The organism is Natronobeatus ordinarius (assembly GCF_024362485.1).
In the GTDB taxonomy this organism is placed as follows: domain Archaea; phylum Halobacteriota; class Halobacteria; order Halobacteriales; family Natrialbaceae; genus Natronobeatus; species Natronobeatus ordinarius.
The window spans coordinates 1,592,716-1,610,701 of the sequence record NZ_CP101456.1 but is presented as its reverse complement, the minus strand read 5'-3'; the positions used below and the strand labels follow the sequence as shown (position 1 = coordinate 1,610,701).

Below are 17,986 nucleotides of genomic sequence, written 5' to 3'. Positions count from 1 at the left end.
TCATTTTGCCGAATCGCAAACAACGGTGACCTATGAGTGGTACTCCCGACGACGACGACCTCGAGGAGCTTCGCCGAAAGAAGATGGAACAGCTCCAGGAACAGGCCGAAGGGCAGGCGAGCGAGGAGGCCCAGGAAGCCGCCCAGCAGCAGGCCGAAGCCCAGAAACAGGCGCTCTTGCGCCAGTACCTCACCGACGACGCCCGCAAGCGGCTCAACACCGTCAAGATGAGCAAGCCCGGCTTCGGCGAGCAGGTCGAGCGACAGGTGGTTGCGCTGGCCCAGAGCGGTCGTCTCCAGGGCAAGATCGACGACGCGAAGATGAAACAGCTGCTCAAGGAGCTCCAGCCCGAGCAGAAACGCTTCGACATCAAGCGACGCTGATGCGGCTCGGACTGCTCTACAGCGGTGGCAAGGACTCGACGCTCGCGGCGTTGTTCCTCTCAGAGTTCTACGACGTCACCCTGACGACCGCCCACTTCGGCGTCACCGACGACTGGCATCACGCCCGCGAGACCGCCGAGGCGCTGGGCTTCCCGTTCGAACGCCTCCAGCTCGACCCCGGCGTCGCCGAGGAGGCCGTCGCCCGCATCAGAGAGGACGGCTTCCCCCGCAACGGCATCCAGCTCGTCCACCAGCACGCTCTCGAGCGGCTGGCGGCCGAGGAGTTCGACGCCATCGCCGACGGCACCCGCCGTGACGACCGGGTCCCGACCGTCTCGCGCGCTCAGGCCCAGAGTCTGGAGGATCGTCACGGCGTCGACTACATCGCGCCGCTGTCGGGCTTCGGCCGGCAGGCCGTCGATCGGCTCGTCGAGTCGACGCTCGAGGTGACCGCCGGCCCGAGCGAGACGATCACCCGGGCGGACTACGAAGCCGAGCTGCGCGCCATTATTGCCGACGAGGAGGGCACCGAGGCGATCGTGGAGTACTTTCCCGACCACGAACAGACGCACGTGACCGGCGTCCGGCGGGCGCTCGAGTGATCGTGCACCTGCGAACGAACAGATAGAAGTCCACCGTGGCCGAACGGACGGCCATGTACGACCGAATCAAGGGATTCCGTGACTTTTACCCCGGCGAGATGGCCGCCCGTCGGGAAGCGATGGACGTCTTAGAGGGGACGGCCCGCCGCTACGGCTTTCGTGAGGTCGGGACGCCGGCACTCGAGCGCGCCGAGCTGTGGACCGACAAGAGCGGTGACGAGATCGTCGAGGAGCTGTACGCCTTCGAGGACCAGGGCGGCCGGCACGTGACGCTGACGCCCGAGCTGACGCCGACGGTCGCCCGGATGGTCGTCGCAAAGGGACAGGAGCTGTCGAAGCCGATCAAGTGGTTCTCTACCCGTCCGTTCTGGCGGTACGAACAGGTCCAGCAAGGCCGTCAGCGCGAGTTCTACCAGACGAACGTCGACATCTTCGGCTCCGCCGAACCCGAGGCCGACGCCGAGATCCTCGCGTGGGCCGCCGACGCCCTGACGGGACTGGGACTCACCGGCGAGGACTTCGAGTTCCGGGTCTCCCACCGCGACATCCTGGGTGGGGTCCTCGAGACGTACGACGCCGACGTCGACGTCGAGGCCGCCATCCGCGCGGTCGACAAGTCCGACAAGATCGAGCGCGCCGAGTACCACGACCTGCTCGTCGACGCCGGCCTCGAGTACGACCAGGCAGCCGAGTTCGACGACCTGATCGCCGACGGCGATCTCGAGGAAGTCAAAGCCGTCGCGGACACCGAACGCGTCGACGACGCCGTCGAGAACCTCCAGGCCGTCCTCGCCGCCGCGGAGGACTTCGGTGCCCGGGAGTACTGTACGATCTCGCTCGAGACCGCTCGCGGGCTCGACTACTACACGGGCGTCGTCTTCGAGTGCTTCGACTCCGTCGGCGACGTCTCCCGGTCGGTGTTCGGCGGCGGCCGCTACGACGACCTCATCGAGAACTTCGGCGGCCAGCCGACCCCTGCCGTCGGCGTCGCCCCCGGCCACGCGACCCTCTCACTGCTCTGTCAGCGCGCGGGCGTCTGGCCCGACGAGGAGATTTCGACCGACTACTACGTCCTTCAAGTCGGTGACACGCGCGTCGAGGCCGCCCGGATCGCCCGCGAGTTGCGCGAGCGCGGTCACGTCGTCGAGACCGACGTCGCCGGCCGCTCCTTCGGCGCCCAGCTCGAGTACGCCGACTCGATCAACGCCGAGACGACCGTGATCGTCGGCGAGCGCGACCTCGCAAACGGCGAGGTGACGGTGAAGGACATGGAGTCGGGCGATCAGGTGCAGGTGCCCGTCGACGAATTCCCCGGCGAACACGACCGGCCGACGTTCGACGACGTCGCGGAGTGAGTCGGGAGCCACGCCGGACCTCCCGGCCGTACGGCACGTCGGACGAGGCGTGACGCCTCGAACGTGGTGGTCTCGTGATCGGGTGTGCAATGACGTTCAACGACTACTATCGTTCGCCCCTGCCGACCCGTCGAAGTATTCGAATTTCTGTAACGTCACCGTGTATGCGTCCCGCTCTCTGTGATATGCAATCCTGTACTCGGTCGGGTACGCGCCGGCTTCGGGCATCCGTTCGGGCGTGCTGATCGACTCCGTCACCGATTCCTCGAGCTCGTCGAAGAACGCCGTGGTGATCATCGGTTCGAAGAAGTTGAGGTCGCCGTCGTGGTGTCCCCAGACGAAGGTGTAGGTGAACGGCTCGCCGCTCGGTTCGTTCGGTCCGTCCCACTCCGGGGACGTCTCGTCGTAGAGGTGTTCCCCCATCTCCGGGACGACGTACCCCGTCCGGAAGTACCCCGGCGGGACCTGATCCTCGGCGAGGGGAACCTCGTACGGGTCACCACCACTCTCGTCGGGCGGATAGTTCACTCCCGCGATCGCTTCGATTTCCGGTTGCGGATCCAGGTAGTAGTGGATGTCGAAGTGAGGAACGTCGTACACACCCGGCGGGCCGTGGCCGTTCGGCATCCAGTTGAGGCCGAGCCACTCGAACGCCGTCTCGCCCGGAAACCCGACGTCGACGAGTGTCGGCTCGTCGTACGCGTTCGCATCGATCGTCGCCGCCTCCGGGGTTAGCTCGACCCCCAGATAGAGCCACTCGTCGTTCGGGTGCCGGGAGAGGAAGGTTCTCACTTCGCCGTCTCCGAGCGGTTTGGGATCGCTGTACTTCGTTCGGCCCGTCGGTGGAAACCCGTTGCCGGTTCCCGGCTCGCCGACGACCGTTCCGACGGTTCCGCCGACGCCCGCCGTGGCGAGACCAACCAGTACCGTTCGTCGTTTCATTGTCATTGGTGAACAGGTTTACGAACAGAACCGGCTCAGATAAGGTCTGGGTGACGTGAACGTAAGCGCCGCAATTACCTCGCCCTCACCTGAAAGAGTGCGGGACCAGCGTTAACTACCGGGTCGGTGTACGACGGCCGATGGCCGACCGCCCGAACGTCCTGTTCGTGCTCACCGACCAGGAACGCTACGACCTCACCGCACCGAACGGGCCGCCGGTCGAGACGCCGACATTCGACCGGCTCTCGAGCGAGGGGATGCGATTCGAACGCGCGTACACCCCGATCAGCATCTGTACGAGCGCGCGCGCGTCGATGCTCACGGGGCTGTATCCCCACGCCCACGGCATGCTGAACAACGCCCACGAGGCGGACGCGATCCAGCCGAACCTGCCACCCGAACTACCGACGTTCTCCGAGGGGCTCGCCGACGCCGGCTACGACTGCACGTACACCGGCAAGTGGCACGTCGGGCGCGATCAGACCCCCGACGACTTCGGCTTCTCCTACCTCGGCGGCAGCGACGTCCACCACGACGACATCGACGACGCGTTTCGCGCACACCGCGACGGGCTGGACGCGCCGATGGACGTCGACCTCGAGGACGCCATCTACACAGCGGGCGCGGACGGCACCCTCGTCGCGGGGACGACGCCGGTCGACGTCGAGGCGACGCGAGCCTCGTTCCTGACCGATCTGACGCTCGAGGCACTCGAGAGCCACGCCGATTCCGACGATCCGTTCTTCCACCGGGTAGACTTCTACGGGCCCCACCACCCATACGTCGTCCCCGAGCCGTACGCCTCGATGTACGACTCCGAAGAGATCGACCTGCCAGAGAGCTACGCGGAGACGTTCGCGGGGAAACCCGCCGTCCACGAAAACTACCTCGAGTACCGTGGCGTCGCGGGCTTCGACCGGGAGACGTGGGCCGAGGTGATCGCGAAGTACTGGGGCTTTGCGACGCTGATCGACGACCAGGTGGGCCGTATCCTCGCGTTCCTCGAGGAGCGTGGGCTCGCCGAGGAGACGGTCGTCGTCCACGCGTCGGACCACGGCGATTTCGTGGGTGGCCACCGCCAGTTCAACAAGGGGCCGCTGATGTACGAGGACACCTACCACGTCCCGCTGCAGGTGCGCTGGCCCGGCGTCGTCGAACCGGGCTCGACCTGTGAGCAGCCCGTCTCGCTCGTCGATCTCGCCCCGACGTTTCTCGACCTGGGTGAGACCCCGATCCCCGAGGGACTCCACGGGCGGAGTATCCGGCCGCTGCTTTCCGGCCGTCGGCCGATCGCCTGGCCCGACGCCGCCTACGCCGAGTACCACGGCGACGAGTTCGGCCTCTACAGCCAGCGAATGGTCCGGACCGAGCGGTACAAGTTGGTCTACAACGGCCCGGACACGAACGAGCTGTACGACCTCGAGGCCGACCCCGCAGAGCTCGTGAACCTGATCGGCCACCCGGGCTACGCGGCCGTCCGTGAGGAACTGGCCGGTCGGCTCGTCGACTGGATGCACGAGGTCGACGACCCGCTCCGGAAGTGGGTAGCGCCGACGCTCGCCGATGGACGGTCGAAGCCGCCGTGAGTGCGTCCCCTGCAAGCAAATCACGTGCCGTAACCCTTCGATGGAAAGACCTTTCGGTGGTCCCAATGGAAGGACCTCTAATGATCGCTACCCTCGACGACCTCGACGTTTCCGGGACGACCGTCGGGGTTCGCGTCGACGTCAACAGTCCGATCGCCGAGGACGGGTCGCTCGCCGACGACGCCCGACTTCGCGCACACGTCGACACCCTCGCTGAACTCCTCGACCGAGGTGGCCGCGTCGCCGTTCTCGCCCATCAGGGACGTCCCGGCGGCGACGACTTCTGCACGCTCGAGCCTCACGCCGATCGCCTCTCAGAGCTACTCGACCACCCCGTCGACTACGTCGACGTCACGTTCTCGGGCGCCGCCCGCGAGACCGTCATGGGCCTCGAGGACGGTGACTGCGTCGTTCTCGAGAACACCCGCTTTTACAGCGAGGAGTACATGGAGTTCGGACCCGAGCGAGCCGCCCGGACCCACCTGGTCGACGGGCTCGCCCCCGCGCTGGACGCGTACGTGAACGACGCGTTCGCCGCCGCCCACCGCTCTCAGCCCTCGCTCGTCGGCTTCCCAACCGTCCTCCCCGGCTACGCCGGCCGGGTGATGGAACGGGAACTCGACGTGCTCGGGACCATCGAGGAGACGCCGGCGCCGCGCGTCTACGTCCTCGGTGGGGCGAAGGTTCCGGACTCGATCGACGTCGCCTGGACGATCCTCGAGAAGGGGCTCGCCGACCACGTCCTCACCGCAGGCGTCGTCGGCAACGTCTTCCTCATCGCTGACGGCGTCGACCTCGGCGACGCGAGTTCAGACTTCATCTACGACCAGGGCTACTGGGACGAGATCGATCGCGCGGCTGACCTGCTAGACGCCCACGGCGAACGAATCGCCATCCCCCGGGACGTCGCCGTCGAACGAAACGGAGAGCGCTACGAGGTCGGCGTCAACGCACTGCCGCTCGCAGACGGCGAGGCGGCGATGGACGTCGGTGCGTCGACGCTCGAGTACTACCGCCGGCTCCTCGCCGACGCCGGCACGGTCATCTTAAACGGTCCCGCGGGCGTCTACGAGGAAGCTATCTTCGAGCGAGGAACGCGGGAACTGTACGACGCGGCCACCGACGTCGAGATGAGCATCGTCGGCGGCGGCGACACCGCCTCCGCGCTGCGCCACCTCGGCGTCGGCGGCTTCTCCCACGTCAGCACCGGCGGCGGGGCCGCCCTCAAGATGCTCACCGCCGAACCGCTCCCCGCCGTCACCGCCCTCGAGAATGGCCCCGACGCCGCGGATTGAACCCGCAACCCGTGAGGACCTCGAGGCCGTCGCCGACTGCTGGGTGGCCCTCGCGCGCGAACAGCGCGACCTCGGCTCGCACGTCCTTCCAGAACCCAACCGCGAGGCGATCCTCGAGACGCTGGCGGGCCACCAGGTCGCCGGCGGCCTCCTCGTCGCCCGACTCGAGGGCGAACTCGCCGGCTTCGCGACGGCCACGGTCGAACGCGGAACCTTCGCGCTCGACGCGAACCGGGGCGTGCTCTCGAACCTGTACGTGAAGCCGGCGTTTCGAAGCCAGGGAATCGGGGGAGCGTTGCTCGAGGCCGCAGAGGCGTTCCTGGCCGACCGTGACGTCGAGGTCGTCACGCTCGAGGCGATGGCCGACAACGAGGCGGCGAGGCGCTTTTATCGTCGCCACGGCTACGAGACGTACCGGGTGGCGATGGAACGGTCGCTCGAGGACGAAAACGATACACACTCAAAGGAGGAGAGGTAACCCTCAAACCGCGCCAGGGGAGCATGGGCGGTTCATGCACTCGACTTGTAATCGAGACTTCCCGGGTTCAAATCCCGGCCCTGGCTTGCTGTCGCGAACAACTTCGTGAGCGACAGCAAGCGAACGAGGGATTTGAACCACGCGAGGCCGAGCAACGCGAGGTCTCGCAGTCGGGTTCAAATCCCGGCTCTGGTGTGTCAGGTCGACGCCACGGGGCTCCCTGGTACTCCGCCAAGCGTCGACTGTAGGCTCGAACCGGCTTTCGGCGACGGATTCGACCCTGCAGATCAAACCTGGCAACGCACCAGTCAATCCGCAGCGTGCTTCGGGACGTAGCCGCAGGCGACACAGCTCCAGGACTGGTGTTCGAACGTAACTGGTGCGCCACAGCTGGGACAGCGGTACACCGGACTTGCAGATTGCTGGTGAGTTGCCATTGGATTGAGATCACCGTCGGCGGTCGTAAGTGCTCCTATTATATTATCTCAAAAGTATATATGAGTATTATTGCCATGGTGTTTGACGGCGTTTCACACATAGACTTGCACCTGAAACAGCGTGCAACCCGCGCGTTAGCATCACGACCAGATCTTCGCGTACACGTCACGAGCGGATTCGGATTGAAACACCGACAATAACATCACGTTTCCCGGATCTTCCTCCCCTTGAACCGGTTCAAAACGACCAGCTACAGAGTATGATGAACGTTTCAGACGCCAAAAAAACACGCTTGAGACCACAATAGTCCATCCACGTCTATTTCAGTACAACAAGCGTGGCTTGAGGCCAGAGGTTTTATATGTGACCGCATGAAGCCTCCGGTCAATGCTACTCGCAGTGGAGCGTTCGGAGAGGAGCCGATCACTGAGTTTCGAGATTATCGAGGCGATCGCCGAACGCGAGGGTGTAGAGGCGACAGACGTCGAGCCACCGGAGTACGAGGCGCTCTATGACGTGATCAATCCCGAAGCACTCGACGCGTTGTTCGCGCCACGTGAAGACGGGACTCCTCGAGCGAACGGTCGAGTCACGTTTACCTTCTGTGGATACGACGTGACCGTCTCGAGTGACGGCACGATCGAACTTCGAGAGTAGCGTTCGAGTCGCCGCGTCGGGTGGTTCCGACGCTGTTTCGTTCGCCACGACGGCTGCCGTGAGCTACTCGCTGTTGGCGACGACCGATTCGAACACGCGCTCGTGGAGTCGATCGGCAACGAGGTCCATCAGCGTCTCGAGGTTACGGGTGTCCGCCCGGTTGTACTCGACGAGCGTCTCGAGGGCGGTGTCGTCCCCGCGTTCGTACTCGTGCCAGAGTCGGACCGCGTCGCGTCCCGAGAGGTCGGGTCGGTCACGCTCGATGCCGACGTCGCGTTCGATCCGCTTCAACCCGCCGCTCAACCCGAGCGATCGACAGGGATACATGAGGTCGACGTGGGCGGTGGAGACGTCGAGGTCGTAGCACGTCTCGAGGAACGGGACGTCGAAGCGCCGGCCGTTGAAGGTGACCAGCAGCGAGGACGCCTCGAGTTCGGCCTCGAGTCGCTCCCGAGTGAGGTCTCCCCCCTGGACGAGCGTCTTCGTCTCGCCTGCGCGGTGGACGCTGACGGTCGTCACGTCGTGACGGGTCGCATCAAGGCCCGTCGTCTCGATGTCTAAAAAGCAGGTCTCCTCGCGGGCGTTCTCGTACAGTCGCCAGCGGCTCGAGGCGGGCAGCGTCTCGGCGAAGTAGTCGAACTTCCCGTCGTCGAGGTACGTCCAGGCGTCGGCGATGAACGATTCGATCCGATCGGCCACCGTGGGACCGACGACGCGGCCGTCGAACTCGTCCCAGTGGGTGACGCCGTTCGTCCAGAGTTTCCGTTCGGTCGCCTCGCCGACGCCACGAACCGGTATAAAACTGTTCTCGATTCGCACACCAGATCAGGGGACGCGTGGGGGCAAAAACGCTCGGATCGACGGCGGCTCACACCGGCAGCCAGGAACTGCTCGCGTTCCGATCCCGGAAGTGCCACCGCTGTTCGATGCCGCCGCCCCAGGTCCGGACTTCGAGGACCGCATCGAACAGCGGCTCGAGGAGGCGAACGGCTTCGTGCTTGCGGTCGACGGGAAGGTGGTAGTGTCCCATCCCGTTGGTGCGGTTGATCCGGGTGGTCACCACGTGGAGCAACCGAAAGACGTTCTCGGCGTCGTGATCGGTGAGCAACGGCTCGAGTGAACCGACGCAGAGGCGAAGCTGTGCGGGAGCGACCCCTCCTTGATCGCCGTCGAATTCGTCGACGGCACCCACGATCTCCGAGCCGAGCGCCGTCAGTTCGTCGAACGACGCATCGGCGGCGGAGCGGCTAGTGCTTTGCCAAGCCTGGTCTGCAGGGTCGAATCCGTCGCCGAAAGCCGGTTCGAGCCTGCAGTCGATGCTTGGCGGAGTACTAGAATCGGCGTCCCCACTCGAGTAGGCGACGACCCAGTCGACGCCGTCACGATCGGCGCCGGACTCGACGGCGCGGCGTGATCGATCCGCCCTCACGAAGAGCTGGTGTCGGGCACAGTCGGCCGACTCACCGGAGAGTCGCCCACAGATGGATGCGTGACTCTCCTCGTCGGTTCCGACGACTAATACGTTGCCCCCGTTCTGTTTGAGCGACCCCAGCGCCCGCGCGACGGTCGTGCTGTCCGGGGCGGTCCCACCCTGCTCGAAGCCCATAATTCGTAGGCGACCACTGCCACAGAAATAAACATTCTGTCTTTGAAACGATAATAGCTCGGGATGCTGGCCGAAAAATATAGTAACCGTTGAAAGTCATTACCCACCCGGTCACGACCATCGGCGGTCAGCCTCGTCGACGAGGCCGAGGCTGACCGCTCGGCTGTGACCGGGTGTAAATCGTTTCAACGAATACTATAGTCTCGATCGACCACGGATGGGACCGACGATCGGTCTTTTTTCCCGTCGGGGTGCGTAGAGGCGGTATGACCGATCGAGACGACGACCTCGAGGAGACCGTCGACGAACTCGCCCGAACGCTGGCCGAACTCCAGCGTGAACTCGAGTCACAGCGACGGCCTCGGCTGCGTCCGCCGACGCCCGGCGAACTCCTTCGTTTTTCTGACGAGGTCGCGATCCCGACACTGCTGGCGATCCTCGAGGCGAACGTCCGGGCGCTCGAGGGGCTCCAGAAGGGCATCAAGCTGGTCCGTGCGGAGGAAGACGCCCGCGCTCGAACCGGCGACGCCGTCGACACGACTCGATCGCGAGCGAACGAACTCCGCCGAACGACGCTCTCCCAGCTCGACGCCGCACTGGTGGAGTTACAGCGAGCCGTCGGGGAAGGGGAGCTCCCCAGCGACCAGGGCGCCCGGGAGCTGATCGACGAGGCTCGCGAGCTCCGCGACGAGGTCGATCGACGGTTACAGGACGCAGGCGATGCGATCGATGCGCGCGAATCGGGGGCGCGGACGATCGAGATCGACGACGCCGTCGACGCGCCCGACGAGACCGAGACGGACGACCCCACGGCCGACGTCGACGTCGACGCCGAACTCGAGACGCTGAAAGATCAGTACGCGCCCGACGAGGATGATGGAGACGGGGCAGCCGACTCGAATTCGAACGACGGCGCCGCTGGCGACGACGATCGGGACGGGCCAGCCGACGAAGGCGAGGACGATCAGTGACGACGGCGGCTCAAACGGGCTCGAACCGGTAGCCGTCCCAGGATTGGCTGTCGGGCTCTCTGATTCCTGCGCCGGGTTCGCGGACCTCCTCGACGTACACCGGGCGCACCTCATCGCCGGTCGCGACCTCGTCGGTCGACACCTGCCCGAGCGCGCGGACAGGTTCACCATCGACGTCGAACTCGACGATCGCGAGCGTGTTGGGCTCCCGGACGCCCGGCGGCGTCGCGTAGCTGGTCGTCCAGGTGACGACCTCCGCGGTGTACTCGCTCAGGTCGATCGTCTCGACCGGTTCGGCACCGTTCGGCCCGACCGGGTGGCCGGGGTAGCTGATCGATCCGTCCGCGTAGCGGGTCGCTTCCATCGTCATTGTGCTGCCTCCATGATGGTGGTGATGACGCAGTTTCCGAAGCCGCCGACGTTACAGGTGAGCCCGACGTCGGCGTCGACCTGTCGCGGGCCGGCCTCGCCCACGAGCTGTTCGTAGATCTCGACGCCCTGGGCGACGCCGCTGGCCCCGAGCGGGTGGCCCTTCGACTTGAGCCCGCCGGAAGTGTTGATCGGCAGTTCACCCGTATCGCGCTCGGTGTACCCCTCCTCGACTAACTTCCAGGCCTCGCCCTGCTCGGCGAAGCCCAGTCCCTCCATCTGGAGGAACTCGAGAATGGTGAACATGTCGTGGAGTTCGGCGACGTCGATATCGTCCGGGCCGTAGCCGCTCATCTCGTAGGCACCCTTCCCACTCTCGACGACGCCACGCATGATCGTGGGATCATCGCGCTCGTGGACGACGTGGGTGTCCGTCGCGCCGTCGATACCCGCCACGACGACGTACTCGTCGGTGTGCTCTTTCGCGACCGACTCCGGGCAGAACATGAGCGCCGCCGAGCCGTCCGTGATCGGACAGAAGTCGTACAGCCGGAGGGGATCGGCGACGAGCGGCGACTCGAGTACCGTCTCGAGGTCGACTTCCTTCTGGAACTGGGCCTTCGGGTTGTCGACGCCGTTTTTGTGGTTCTTCACCGCGACTTTCGCCAGGCTCTCCCGCGGCGCGTCGAAGCGCTCGAGGTAGTGACGCGCCGTGAGTCCGGCGAACGACGGCAGGGTGACTCCCTGTTTGTACTCGACCGGGTGGGTGAGCGACGCGATGACGTCGGTCGCTTCCGCCGTGGTGCGGTGGGTCATCTTCTCGCCACCGACGAGCAGCGTCAGCTCGCTCGCCCCGCTGGCGACCGACTGCCAGGCGGCGTACATTCCCGCCCCGCCGCTCGAGCTCGTCTGATCGACGCGCTGGGTGTACGCCGGCATCGCGTCGAGGTCGTGGACCAGCGCGTTCACGACGCCGGTCTGGCCTTCGAACTCGCCGCTGGCCATGTTCGAGACGTACAGGTGCTCGACGTCACGGCCGTCGACGCCGGCGTCCTCGAGACAGGACAGCCCGGCCTCCGCGAGGAGGTCACAGACCCAGCCCTCGCGCTTGCCGAACTGGGTCATCGACGCTCCGATGATCGCTACGCGTTCCATGTCACGACTCACTCCCGTCACCGGTTTATAGTTACGGACGAGGCAACGGGTCGTCGGTCGTCGTCACACCCGCGACCACGCCGGCGAACGTCGGGCTCGATCAGGCGGACTCGGCGGCGGCCGCACCGAGTTCGCCCGCCCGGTCCCGCGCCCGGGAGACGACCGCCGGTCGCGCTTCGAAAGAGATCAACACGTCGTCGTCGCCGTAGGTGACGTCCTCGACGTGGGCGTTGTCATGGATCCAGGAGACCAGGCTCATCGTCTCGTCGGTCATCGGCACCATCAGCCGCTCTTCCTCCCAGTCGGGGAGTTCGGCGTCGATGCGCTCGAGCAGGGCGTCGACGTTCGCCCCCTCGTGGGCGCTGACGGCTACGGGGTTTGGCGCGAGCGCCGACAGCGCTTCCATCTTCTCCTCGAGTTCCGCCTCGCTCACGCGGTCAGTCTTGTTCAAGACGGTGACGATCGGCGCCTCGTTGCGCTCATAGAGCGTGTCGTGGCTGGTGACGAGCTTCTCGTGAATCTCGTCGACGCGTTCGCTCACGTCGACGACGAGCAAGACGAGGTCCGCCCGGTAGACGGAGTCGAGCGTCGACTTGAACGATTCGACGAGCCAGTGAGGGAGGTCGCTCACGAAGCCGACCGTGTCCGTGAGCAAGACGTCCCGCGAGCCGACCGTCGCCCGCCGGGTCGTCGTCCCGAGCGTCGTGAACAGCTGGTCTTCGGACTCGGCCGTCGCCTCGAGGTCGGGGTGGAGCCCTTCGTTCTCCTCAACCTCGAGGTCGTCGGCGAGCTGGCGCAACAGCGTCGACTTGCCGGCGTTCGTGTACCCCGCCAGCGCGACGAGGTCGAATCCAGAGGCACGCCGACGCTCTCGGCGCTGCTCTTCGGTCTGCTCGATCTGGGCCAGTTCGTCCCGGATGCGGCTGATCCGGGCTTTGATGTCCCGTTCGCGGCTCTCGTCGTACTCGCCGAGCCCCATGAAGCCGGGGTGCTCGTCGCGCTTTGCGAGGCTCACCTTCGCCTCGACGCGCGGGAGTTCATAGCGCAACTCGGCGAGTTCGACCTGGAGCTGCGCCTTCCGGGTCTGGGCGCGCTGGCCGAAAATCTCGAGGATCAGCGTGAACCGGTCGATCACCTCGACGCCGTCGGGGAGCAGTTGGCCGAGGTTGTACGTCTGGTAGGGGCCGAGCCGGTTGTCGAAGATCACCGTCGTGACGTCGGCGAACTCGGCTTTTCGGGCGAGTTCGCTCGCTTTCCCCTCGCCCAGCTGGAGGGCCGGGTCGGCTCGCCGGGTCTGGGTCACTTCGCCGACGACCTCGTAGCCTGCGGCCTCGGCGAGGTCACGGATCTCGTCGGTGTCCGGCGTTCCCGAATCGACTCGTTTGGCGATTAGTGCTCTCATGTGGGTGGCTGTGCGTGGTGGCCGTCGTCGCGTTCCGGTGGAGTGAGTCGTTCCTCGAGGGGCCTCCCGCGGCTCCTCGTGTGATACGGATCGTTGTCTTTTATCGGTGATCCCTGCCCCACTCGAGCGACCACCGATGCAGAATCACAACAACCCGTCTGAGTGGCCCTCGAGCAACAGCTGGGGCTCGTGGTCGCCCGTTCGATACCGGACCGCTGGCGCTGACGGCGTCGGACCACGCTACTGACGGCGGTTCACCACCCCCGTTCGAAAGACGGTGTCCATACGCAGGTGTACGGGGCGAACCGTCTTGAATCCCGTGGCGGAGCCGGACGATCAGCGGGTACTCAGTTCGTCCTTGTCCTTGACGATCTGCGTCTCGGCCTCCCCGCTCGTGATCTCGTTGACCAGGTCGTAGAAGTCGTTCTGGAGGCCGGCGGGGAACGTGAGCACGCCGATCCACGAGCCGTCGGGTTGCCACTCCTCTCGCTCTAAGTCGCCGTACTGACGAATCTGCGACTGCGCGCTGCCGGCGTACTCCGGTGACACCTGCACGGCGACGGTCACCTCCTCGAACCGGATCGGAATCACCGGTCGGAGCGCGTCGAGCGCGTCGTCGACCTGCTCGCTGGCCGGCTGCATGGGATCGACGGTGAAGCCCGCCTCCTCGAGGGCGTTCTCGATGCGCTCGGGCGGATGGGGTGCGTTGTCCATCTGCGGGTTGATCGCGTTGCGCGCGATCGTGTCGATCAGCTGTTTTCGCTTCTGTGCTTGCATCTCGCGGCGCTGCTCGGCCGTAATCTGGATCTCCCCCTGTGTGATCACCTCGGGGACGATCTCGAGGGGGTCGGTGGTGTCGAACACCTTCTCGAGGTCGTTCTCGGCGGGTCGATCGCCGGTCGAGGCATCCTCGAAGACGTCCTCGGCGGCGATCACGTCCTCGAGTTCGCCGTCGAACTCGCCGCGTTTGATCGCGAGCGCCGCGTCGGGGTCTACGAGCACCTCGAAGCGCGCGCCGTGAGACTCGAGCCGCGCGGTTACCGCCTCGTCGAGTGATATCATGGGGGAGAGTATCTCCCCCAGTTAAAAGAGCTTTTCCCGATTCGACGGATTATTCGTCCGTCTCTTCCTCCGCGAGGAGGTCGTTCTCGACGAGGTACTCTTCGATCCGATCGTCGTCGAACTGCTCGAAGCTCTCGGTCTCGACGTCGACCGTCGCGAGCCCCACCTCGGTGGGCAGCAGCGAGCCCTCGTTGACCGACGCCAGCGCGTCGAGCGCGAGCGTGATCCCGCCGTCTAAGTCCGACTCCTCGTCGTACTCGTCCTCGAGGTAGCTCTGGAGGTCGCCGCGGTCGGCACCGACGGCCAGCGCCTTCCACTCGTAGGGCGTCCCCGAGGGGTCGGTTTCGAACAGCCGCGGTTCGCCGTTTTCGATCCCGCCGATGATCAGCGCGACACCGAACGGGCGAGCACCGCCGACCTGCGTGTACTGCTGGATGTGGTCAGTGACGGTCTTCGTCAGCGTTTCGACGCCGATCGGCTCGCCGTAGCGCAGCTGGTTGACCTGCGCCTGGCGGCGGGCGAAGTCGATCAGCTGGCGGGCGTCGGCGACGTGTCCCGCACTCGCGATGCCGACGTGGTCATCTGCCTTGTGAATCTTCTCGACGCTCGTGTCCTCGAGCAGTGGCGAGGGGATGCGCTTGTCGACGGCGAGAACGACGCCGTCGGCCGTCCGGATCCCGATACTGGCGGTCCCGCGTTTGACCGCCTCGCGGGCGTACTCCACCTGGTAGAGCCGGCCGTCCGGTGAGAAGATCGTGATGCCGCGGTCGTACGCCTGCTGTTGGGCTTGTCCCTGCATAGTATCACGCTAAATCGTAATCGAGGTCTGTCGCGCCCGCGAACGCCTCATCGAGTCGTACGTCTGCAGATCCATCGCGCACGACGGCGACTCGCTCTTCGTTCCCGAACACGACGTTTCTCTCCTCCGAAACTTGCCCGCGGCGGTGTAAATAGTTTTCTTCAGCGGCACGGATCGTGCCACTGATACCGTGGACGACGACTCCGACGGTGTGGCCGTCGATCTCGTCGATACAGGCGATCGCCGCCCGGGCCGGTTCGGTCTCCCCGCGACGAACCCTGACGATCGCCTGGCCGGTCGCGTCGGCGAACGAAAAGCGGACCACCGTGAGGTCCGCGTCGGCGCTCCCCGGATCGCCCAGCAGATTCTGACTCGCGTACCAGACCTCGCGCTGGAACGACCGACGGCCGACGCTCGCGTCCGGCCAGGACTCGAGTTCGACCGCCAGGTACCGCCAGCGCGGCTGGAGGTGTTTCGGGAGATGTTTCATATGGACCCACGCTCGGCGACCAGCACGCCCACCTGATCGTGGACGCGCTCGACAGCGGTCAGCGAGAAGCCCGCGTCGGTGAGCGCGTCCGCGAGGACGCCGACGGTTGCCGGGTCGTCCACCTCGGGGCTGTAGAAGGGCGCGTCGGGATCTGGCTCGCCGAAGAACATTACGTCACCCAGCACGAATTTCCGGGGTTCGAGGGACGCGATCACCTCGATCGCCTCCCGTTTCTCCTCGTCGTCGAGGTGGTGCATCGCGAAGTTCGAGGTTACGACTGCGACCGGGCCGTCGTAGTCGGGTTCGCGGAAGGTCCCGTAGCCGAACGCGACGTTCTCGAGGCCCGCCTCGTCGGCTTTCCGGCGTGCCTCCGCCATCATTCCCTCGCTAACGTCGCGGCCGACGACGTGGCTCGCGTCGGGCGCGAGTGCGAGGGCGATGGCTCCCGTCCCGGTACCGAGGTCGAGGACGACGTCCCCAGGCCCGGGCGCCGCGTGCTCGACCACGAGATTCGCACACGCCAGATACTCCGCCGACTTCGAGTCGTCGTACTCGGGTGCCTTCTCGTCGAAGCGAGCGGCGTGTTCCTCAACGCTCTTTTTCATACCGTCCCCGTTGGACGCCGGGCTCAATGAAAGAGTCGGACTGGATCCGCCGGTTGCGCTCGGCCAGTCGCCCCCACTCCCGGAGGCCCGACTCGATCCACTCGCGCGAGAAGCCCAGTCGTTCCCCGAGCGCACACAGCTCCCGCGGGGCGCGCACCTCGAGGTGGCTCCGCGGCCCGGCGCTAACGACGTAGGGGGCGTCGTAGTAGTCGACGAGTTCCCGAAGCTTCCGGAGCGACTGGATCGCCCGCACCCGCCGGCCGCCGTGGGCGCGCAGGACGGGCGAGAAGTCGAACTCGAGGCGCACACCCTTCTCGACGGCCGCCTTCACGAGGACGTGGTTGACGTCCCCACCGCCGGTCATTGGGTGGGCGAGCACGTCGACCTTGTCGTTCTCGACAGAAAAGCGGTTCATCGCGTTCGTCCCGCCGTGGACGGCGACGATCGTGTGCGAACTCCGGTAGTTGCCCACCGAGCCGCTGGCTCGCTGTGGATTCTCGGCACGAACCTCGATCCCCTCGACGACGTCGATCCCGTACGCCTCGCGAACGGCCGCCGCGTCGTACGCCGCGCGCGAGTCAGAATGATTGCGCACCACCACGCCCTCGAAGCCGTACTCCGCTGCGGTCTTCGCCAGCCGGGCGACGGTGCTGTCGCCGTCGGGTCGGGCGTGGACGGCCTCGTACATACTCGAGACGAGTCGGGGCCGGGCCTTGGAAGTTGCGCTCCGGTCGGGAGCGGGCTGAAAATGGCTCGTACTGATCGATTCAGGCGAGGATCGACTGTGCCACCGTGGCGAGTTGACCGTTGTCGGCCTCGCGCAGGCGGTCGTCGCCGATTTTCAGGCGCAGGCGCGGGCGACCAACGTCGATGGGGACCTTCTCGGTGTCGAGTAAGCCCATGTCCTCGAGTTTGGTCTTCGTTCGGCTAAACGTCGCTTTGCTGGCGATGCCGACGTCCTCGCCCCACTTGCTGATGTCATAGAGCAGGGCTTCGTTCTTGGCCGCGACGAGCAGCGAGATGGTGACTTCGTCGAGCCCATCGCCGTCGCCGCGGGCGGTCTCGAGCGAGTCGAGGATCGCCGTGAAGTCCGCCTCGGCCTCGGCACTGATCTCCTCGGCAAGCGTCTCCTGGACGCGCGAGATCGGCGGCGTTCGGAGGTTGAACGCCGCGGCATCCTCCCAGCGGCGCTCGTAGGTCTCGAAGGCAGCCGCGACGAACTCCTCGTCGTCGGTGACGAGCCCGCCGACGCGGTCGCCAGCGTGGACGATGGCGACGACGAACTCGTCGGTGACGAGCAGCGAGTTCTCGGGCGCCTCCTCGAGCGTTCGCAGGGCGAGGTTGTCGGCTGCGATGAGGTCTGCGGCGTTACTGGCGACGATGAAGTCGTCCATGACGTCTTTCAGCGTCCGTTCGTCGGCGAGCATGTGTACCGTCGGGAGGTCGGCATCGAGGCCAGTCGCGACCGTTACGAACTCCTCGATCGCGTCCCACGACGGGTTGATCATGTACACGTCACCGGTCGCCTCTTCGAGCACCGACTCGAGTATATCGTCAATCTGGTGGTTTAGTAAATTCGAGTCCATGGGTATGCAGAAGTAAACGAGTGCCGGCTACTTAATTTTGTTGGCCGTTCGAACGGGCAGGGTTCAAGTAACGGTAGACAACCGGTGATTTTTGTCGGAAACTCTCGTCAATTCGTCGACTTTATCGCTATATCATCTCACTATGACGCTACTTCAGTGCGGATCAGCACTACGGTATCGGCTGGTCGAGTTAGGAAATTTTCCA

At 65.5% G+C, this 17,986-nt stretch carries 20 protein-coding genes and 1 tRNA gene; 9 read left to right on the top strand and 12 right to left on the bottom strand.

Annotated features, from left to right (window positions below):
* Positions 1-32 precede the first annotated feature (32 nt).
* From NMQ09_RS08355 to hisS, 3 genes are read left to right on the top strand one after another with little or no spacing between them, the layout of a single operon-like run.
* A complete protein-coding gene (locus tag NMQ09_RS08355) occupies positions 33-383 on the top strand; it encodes a DNA-binding protein (RefSeq protein WP_255194133.1) in 351 nt (116 codons plus the stop codon).
* A complete protein-coding gene (locus tag NMQ09_RS08350; protein ID WP_255194132.1) occupies positions 383-985 on the top strand; it encodes a DUF7411 family protein in 603 nt (200 codons plus the stop codon). Before NMQ09_RS08355 ends, NMQ09_RS08350 begins: the two co-directional genes overlap by 1 nt.
* 53 nt (positions 986-1,038) lie before the next feature.
* Entirely contained in the window at positions 1,039-2,340 is a 1,302-nt protein-coding gene (gene hisS, locus NMQ09_RS08345; RefSeq protein WP_255194131.1) for a histidine--tRNA ligase, read from the top strand.
* A gap of 96 nt (positions 2,341-2,436) precedes the next feature.
* Here the strand turns inward: hisS and NMQ09_RS08340 are convergent, their stop codons facing one another.
* Entirely contained in the window at positions 2,437-3,282 is an 846-nt protein-coding gene (locus NMQ09_RS08340; protein ID WP_255194130.1) for a hypothetical protein, read from the bottom strand.
* A 140-nt stretch (positions 3,283-3,422) separates the two neighbouring features.
* Between NMQ09_RS08340 and NMQ09_RS08335 the strand changes: the two genes are divergently transcribed.
* The 5 genes from NMQ09_RS08335 (at position 3,423) to ddfA (ending at position 7,736) form a co-directional block, all read left to right on the top strand.
* Entirely contained in the window at positions 3,423-4,868 is a 1,446-nt protein-coding gene (locus tag NMQ09_RS08335) for a sulfatase family protein (protein WP_255194129.1), read from the top strand.
* An 80-nt stretch (positions 4,869-4,948) separates the two neighbouring features.
* Entirely contained in the window at positions 4,949-6,163 is a 1,215-nt protein-coding gene (locus NMQ09_RS08330; RefSeq protein WP_255194128.1) for a phosphoglycerate kinase, read from the top strand.
* Entirely contained in the window at positions 6,141-6,641 is a 501-nt protein-coding gene (locus NMQ09_RS08325; RefSeq protein WP_255194127.1) for a GNAT family N-acetyltransferase, read from the top strand. Before NMQ09_RS08330 ends, NMQ09_RS08325 begins: the two co-directional genes overlap by 23 nt.
* 12 nt (positions 6,642-6,653) lie before the next feature.
* A tRNA-Thr gene (locus NMQ09_RS08320) sits at positions 6,654-6,727 on the top strand.
* 739 nt (positions 6,728-7,466) lie between these two features.
* Positions 7,467-7,736, top strand: coding sequence for a DdfA family disk-determining factor (gene ddfA, locus NMQ09_RS08315; RefSeq protein WP_255194126.1), 270 nt, complete (start codon positions 7,467-7,469; stop codon positions 7,734-7,736).
* A gap of 63 nt (positions 7,737-7,799) precedes the next feature.
* Here ddfA and NMQ09_RS08310 read toward each other — a convergent pair whose 3' ends face one another.
* The gene (locus tag NMQ09_RS08310) at positions 7,800-8,555 is read right to left on the bottom strand and encodes a ribonuclease H-like domain-containing protein (RefSeq protein WP_255194125.1); all 756 of its coding nucleotides are present in this window, start codon (positions 8,553-8,555) and stop codon (positions 7,800-7,802) included.
* Between the two features lie 49 nt (positions 8,556-8,604).
* A complete protein-coding gene (locus NMQ09_RS08305; protein ID WP_255194124.1) occupies positions 8,605-9,342 on the bottom strand; it encodes a DUF7504 family protein in 738 nt (245 codons plus the stop codon).
* Between the two features lie 266 nt (positions 9,343-9,608).
* Here NMQ09_RS08305 and NMQ09_RS08300 point away from each other — a divergent pair, with 266 nt between their 5' ends.
* A complete protein-coding gene (locus NMQ09_RS08300; RefSeq protein WP_255194123.1) occupies positions 9,609-10,313 on the top strand; it encodes a DUF7547 family protein in 705 nt (234 codons plus the stop codon).
* 10 nt (positions 10,314-10,323) lie between these two features.
* On the opposite strand, the gene NMQ09_RS08295 is transcribed toward NMQ09_RS08300, so the two are convergent.
* The 9 genes from NMQ09_RS08295 to tbsP all read right to left on the bottom strand — a co-directional run bounded on the left by NMQ09_RS08295 (position 10,324) and on the right by tbsP (position 17,781).
* A complete protein-coding gene (locus NMQ09_RS08295; protein WP_255194122.1) occupies positions 10,324-10,683 on the bottom strand; it encodes an OB-fold domain-containing protein in 360 nt (119 codons plus the stop codon).
* On the bottom strand, positions 10,680-11,837 hold the full coding sequence (locus NMQ09_RS08290; protein ID WP_255194121.1) for a thiolase family protein: 1,158 nt from the start codon (positions 11,835-11,837) through the stop codon (positions 10,680-10,682). Before NMQ09_RS08290 ends, NMQ09_RS08295 begins: the two co-directional genes overlap by 4 nt.
* 100 nt (positions 11,838-11,937) lie before the next feature.
* Positions 11,938-13,239 carry a GTPase HflX gene (gene hflX / locus NMQ09_RS08285; protein WP_255194120.1) on the bottom strand — a complete coding sequence of 434 codons (1,302 nt, stop codon included), beginning with the start codon at positions 13,237-13,239 and terminating at the stop codon, positions 11,938-11,940.
* Between the two features lie 336 nt (positions 13,240-13,575).
* Complete coding sequence (locus tag NMQ09_RS08280; protein ID WP_255194119.1) at positions 13,576-14,301, bottom strand: ribosome assembly factor SBDS; 726 nt, start codon at positions 14,299-14,301, stop codon at positions 13,576-13,578.
* Between the two features lie 49 nt (positions 14,302-14,350).
* Positions 14,351-15,100, bottom strand: coding sequence for an archaeal proteasome endopeptidase complex subunit alpha (psmA, locus tag NMQ09_RS08275; RefSeq protein ID WP_255194118.1), 750 nt, complete (start codon positions 15,098-15,100; stop codon positions 14,351-14,353).
* A gap of 4 nt (positions 15,101-15,104) precedes the next feature.
* On the bottom strand, positions 15,105-15,590 hold the full coding sequence (locus tag NMQ09_RS08270) for an Rpp14/Pop5 family protein (RefSeq protein WP_255194117.1): 486 nt from the start codon (positions 15,588-15,590) through the stop codon (positions 15,105-15,107).
* A complete protein-coding gene (locus NMQ09_RS08265) occupies positions 15,587-16,195 on the bottom strand; it encodes a class I SAM-dependent methyltransferase (RefSeq protein ID WP_255194116.1) in 609 nt (202 codons plus the stop codon). Before NMQ09_RS08265 ends, NMQ09_RS08270 begins: the two co-directional genes overlap by 4 nt.
* Positions 16,179-16,883, bottom strand: a complete 705-nt coding sequence (locus NMQ09_RS08260; protein ID WP_255194115.1) for an RNase P subunit p30 family protein — start codon at positions 16,881-16,883, stop codon at positions 16,179-16,181. The genes NMQ09_RS08265 and NMQ09_RS08260 overlap by 17 nt, the downstream gene beginning before the upstream one ends.
* Before the next feature lie 79 nt (positions 16,884-16,962).
* Entirely contained in the window at positions 16,963-17,781 is an 819-nt protein-coding gene (gene tbsP, locus NMQ09_RS08255) for a transcriptional regulator TbsP (RefSeq protein WP_255194114.1), read from the bottom strand.
* Positions 17,782-17,986 lie beyond the last annotated feature (205 nt).

What these genes read in the sequence shown, in the direction of transcription:
- NMQ09_RS08355 (WP_255194133.1), top strand. Translation starts at nt 33, where the DNA reads ATGAGTGGTACTCCCGACGACGACGACCTCGAGGAGCTTCGCCGAAAG.
- NMQ09_RS08350 (WP_255194132.1), top strand. Translation starts at nt 383, where the DNA reads ATGCGGCTCGGACTGCTCTACAGCGGTGGCAAGGACTCGACGCTCGCG.
- hisS (WP_255194131.1), top strand. Translation starts at nt 1,039, where the DNA reads ATGTACGACCGAATCAAGGGATTCCGTGACTTTTACCCCGGCGAGATG.
- NMQ09_RS08340 (WP_255194130.1), bottom strand. Translation starts at nt 3,282, where the DNA reads ATGAAACGACGAACGGTACTGGTTGGTCTCGCCACGGCGGGCGTCGGC.
- NMQ09_RS08335 (WP_255194129.1), top strand. Translation starts at nt 3,423, where the DNA reads ATGGCCGACCGCCCGAACGTCCTGTTCGTGCTCACCGACCAGGAACGC.
- NMQ09_RS08330 (WP_255194128.1), top strand. Translation starts at nt 4,949, where the DNA reads ATGATCGCTACCCTCGACGACCTCGACGTTTCCGGGACGACCGTCGGG.
- NMQ09_RS08325 (WP_255194127.1), top strand. Translation starts at nt 6,141, where the DNA reads ATGGCCCCGACGCCGCGGATTGAACCCGCAACCCGTGAGGACCTCGAG.
- ddfA (WP_255194126.1), top strand. Translation starts at nt 7,467, where the DNA reads ATGCTACTCGCAGTGGAGCGTTCGGAGAGGAGCCGATCACTGAGTTTC.
- NMQ09_RS08305 (WP_255194124.1), bottom strand. Translation starts at nt 9,342, where the DNA reads ATGGGCTTCGAGCAGGGTGGGACCGCCCCGGACAGCACGACCGTCGCG.
- NMQ09_RS08300 (WP_255194123.1), top strand. Translation starts at nt 9,609, where the DNA reads ATGACCGATCGAGACGACGACCTCGAGGAGACCGTCGACGAACTCGCC.
- NMQ09_RS08295 (WP_255194122.1), bottom strand. Translation starts at nt 10,683, where the DNA reads ATGACGATGGAAGCGACCCGCTACGCGGACGGATCGATCAGCTACCCC.
- NMQ09_RS08290 (WP_255194121.1), bottom strand. Translation starts at nt 11,837, where the DNA reads ATGGAACGCGTAGCGATCATCGGAGCGTCGATGACCCAGTTCGGCAAG.
- hflX (WP_255194120.1), bottom strand. Translation starts at nt 13,239, where the DNA reads ATGAGAGCACTAATCGCCAAACGAGTCGATTCGGGAACGCCGGACACC.
- NMQ09_RS08280 (WP_255194119.1), bottom strand. Translation starts at nt 14,301, where the DNA reads ATGATATCACTCGACGAGGCGGTAACCGCGCGGCTCGAGTCTCACGGC.
- psmA (WP_255194118.1), bottom strand. Translation starts at nt 15,100, where the DNA reads ATGCAGGGACAAGCCCAACAGCAGGCGTACGACCGCGGCATCACGATC.
- NMQ09_RS08270 (WP_255194117.1), bottom strand. Translation starts at nt 15,590, where the DNA reads ATGAAACATCTCCCGAAACACCTCCAGCCGCGCTGGCGGTACCTGGCG.
- NMQ09_RS08265 (WP_255194116.1), bottom strand. Translation starts at nt 16,195, where the DNA reads ATGAAAAAGAGCGTTGAGGAACACGCCGCTCGCTTCGACGAGAAGGCA.
- NMQ09_RS08260 (WP_255194115.1), bottom strand. Translation starts at nt 16,883, where the DNA reads ATGTACGAGGCCGTCCACGCCCGACCCGACGGCGACAGCACCGTCGCC.
- tbsP (WP_255194114.1), bottom strand. Translation starts at nt 17,781, where the DNA reads ATGGACTCGAATTTACTAAACCACCAGATTGACGATATACTCGAGTCG.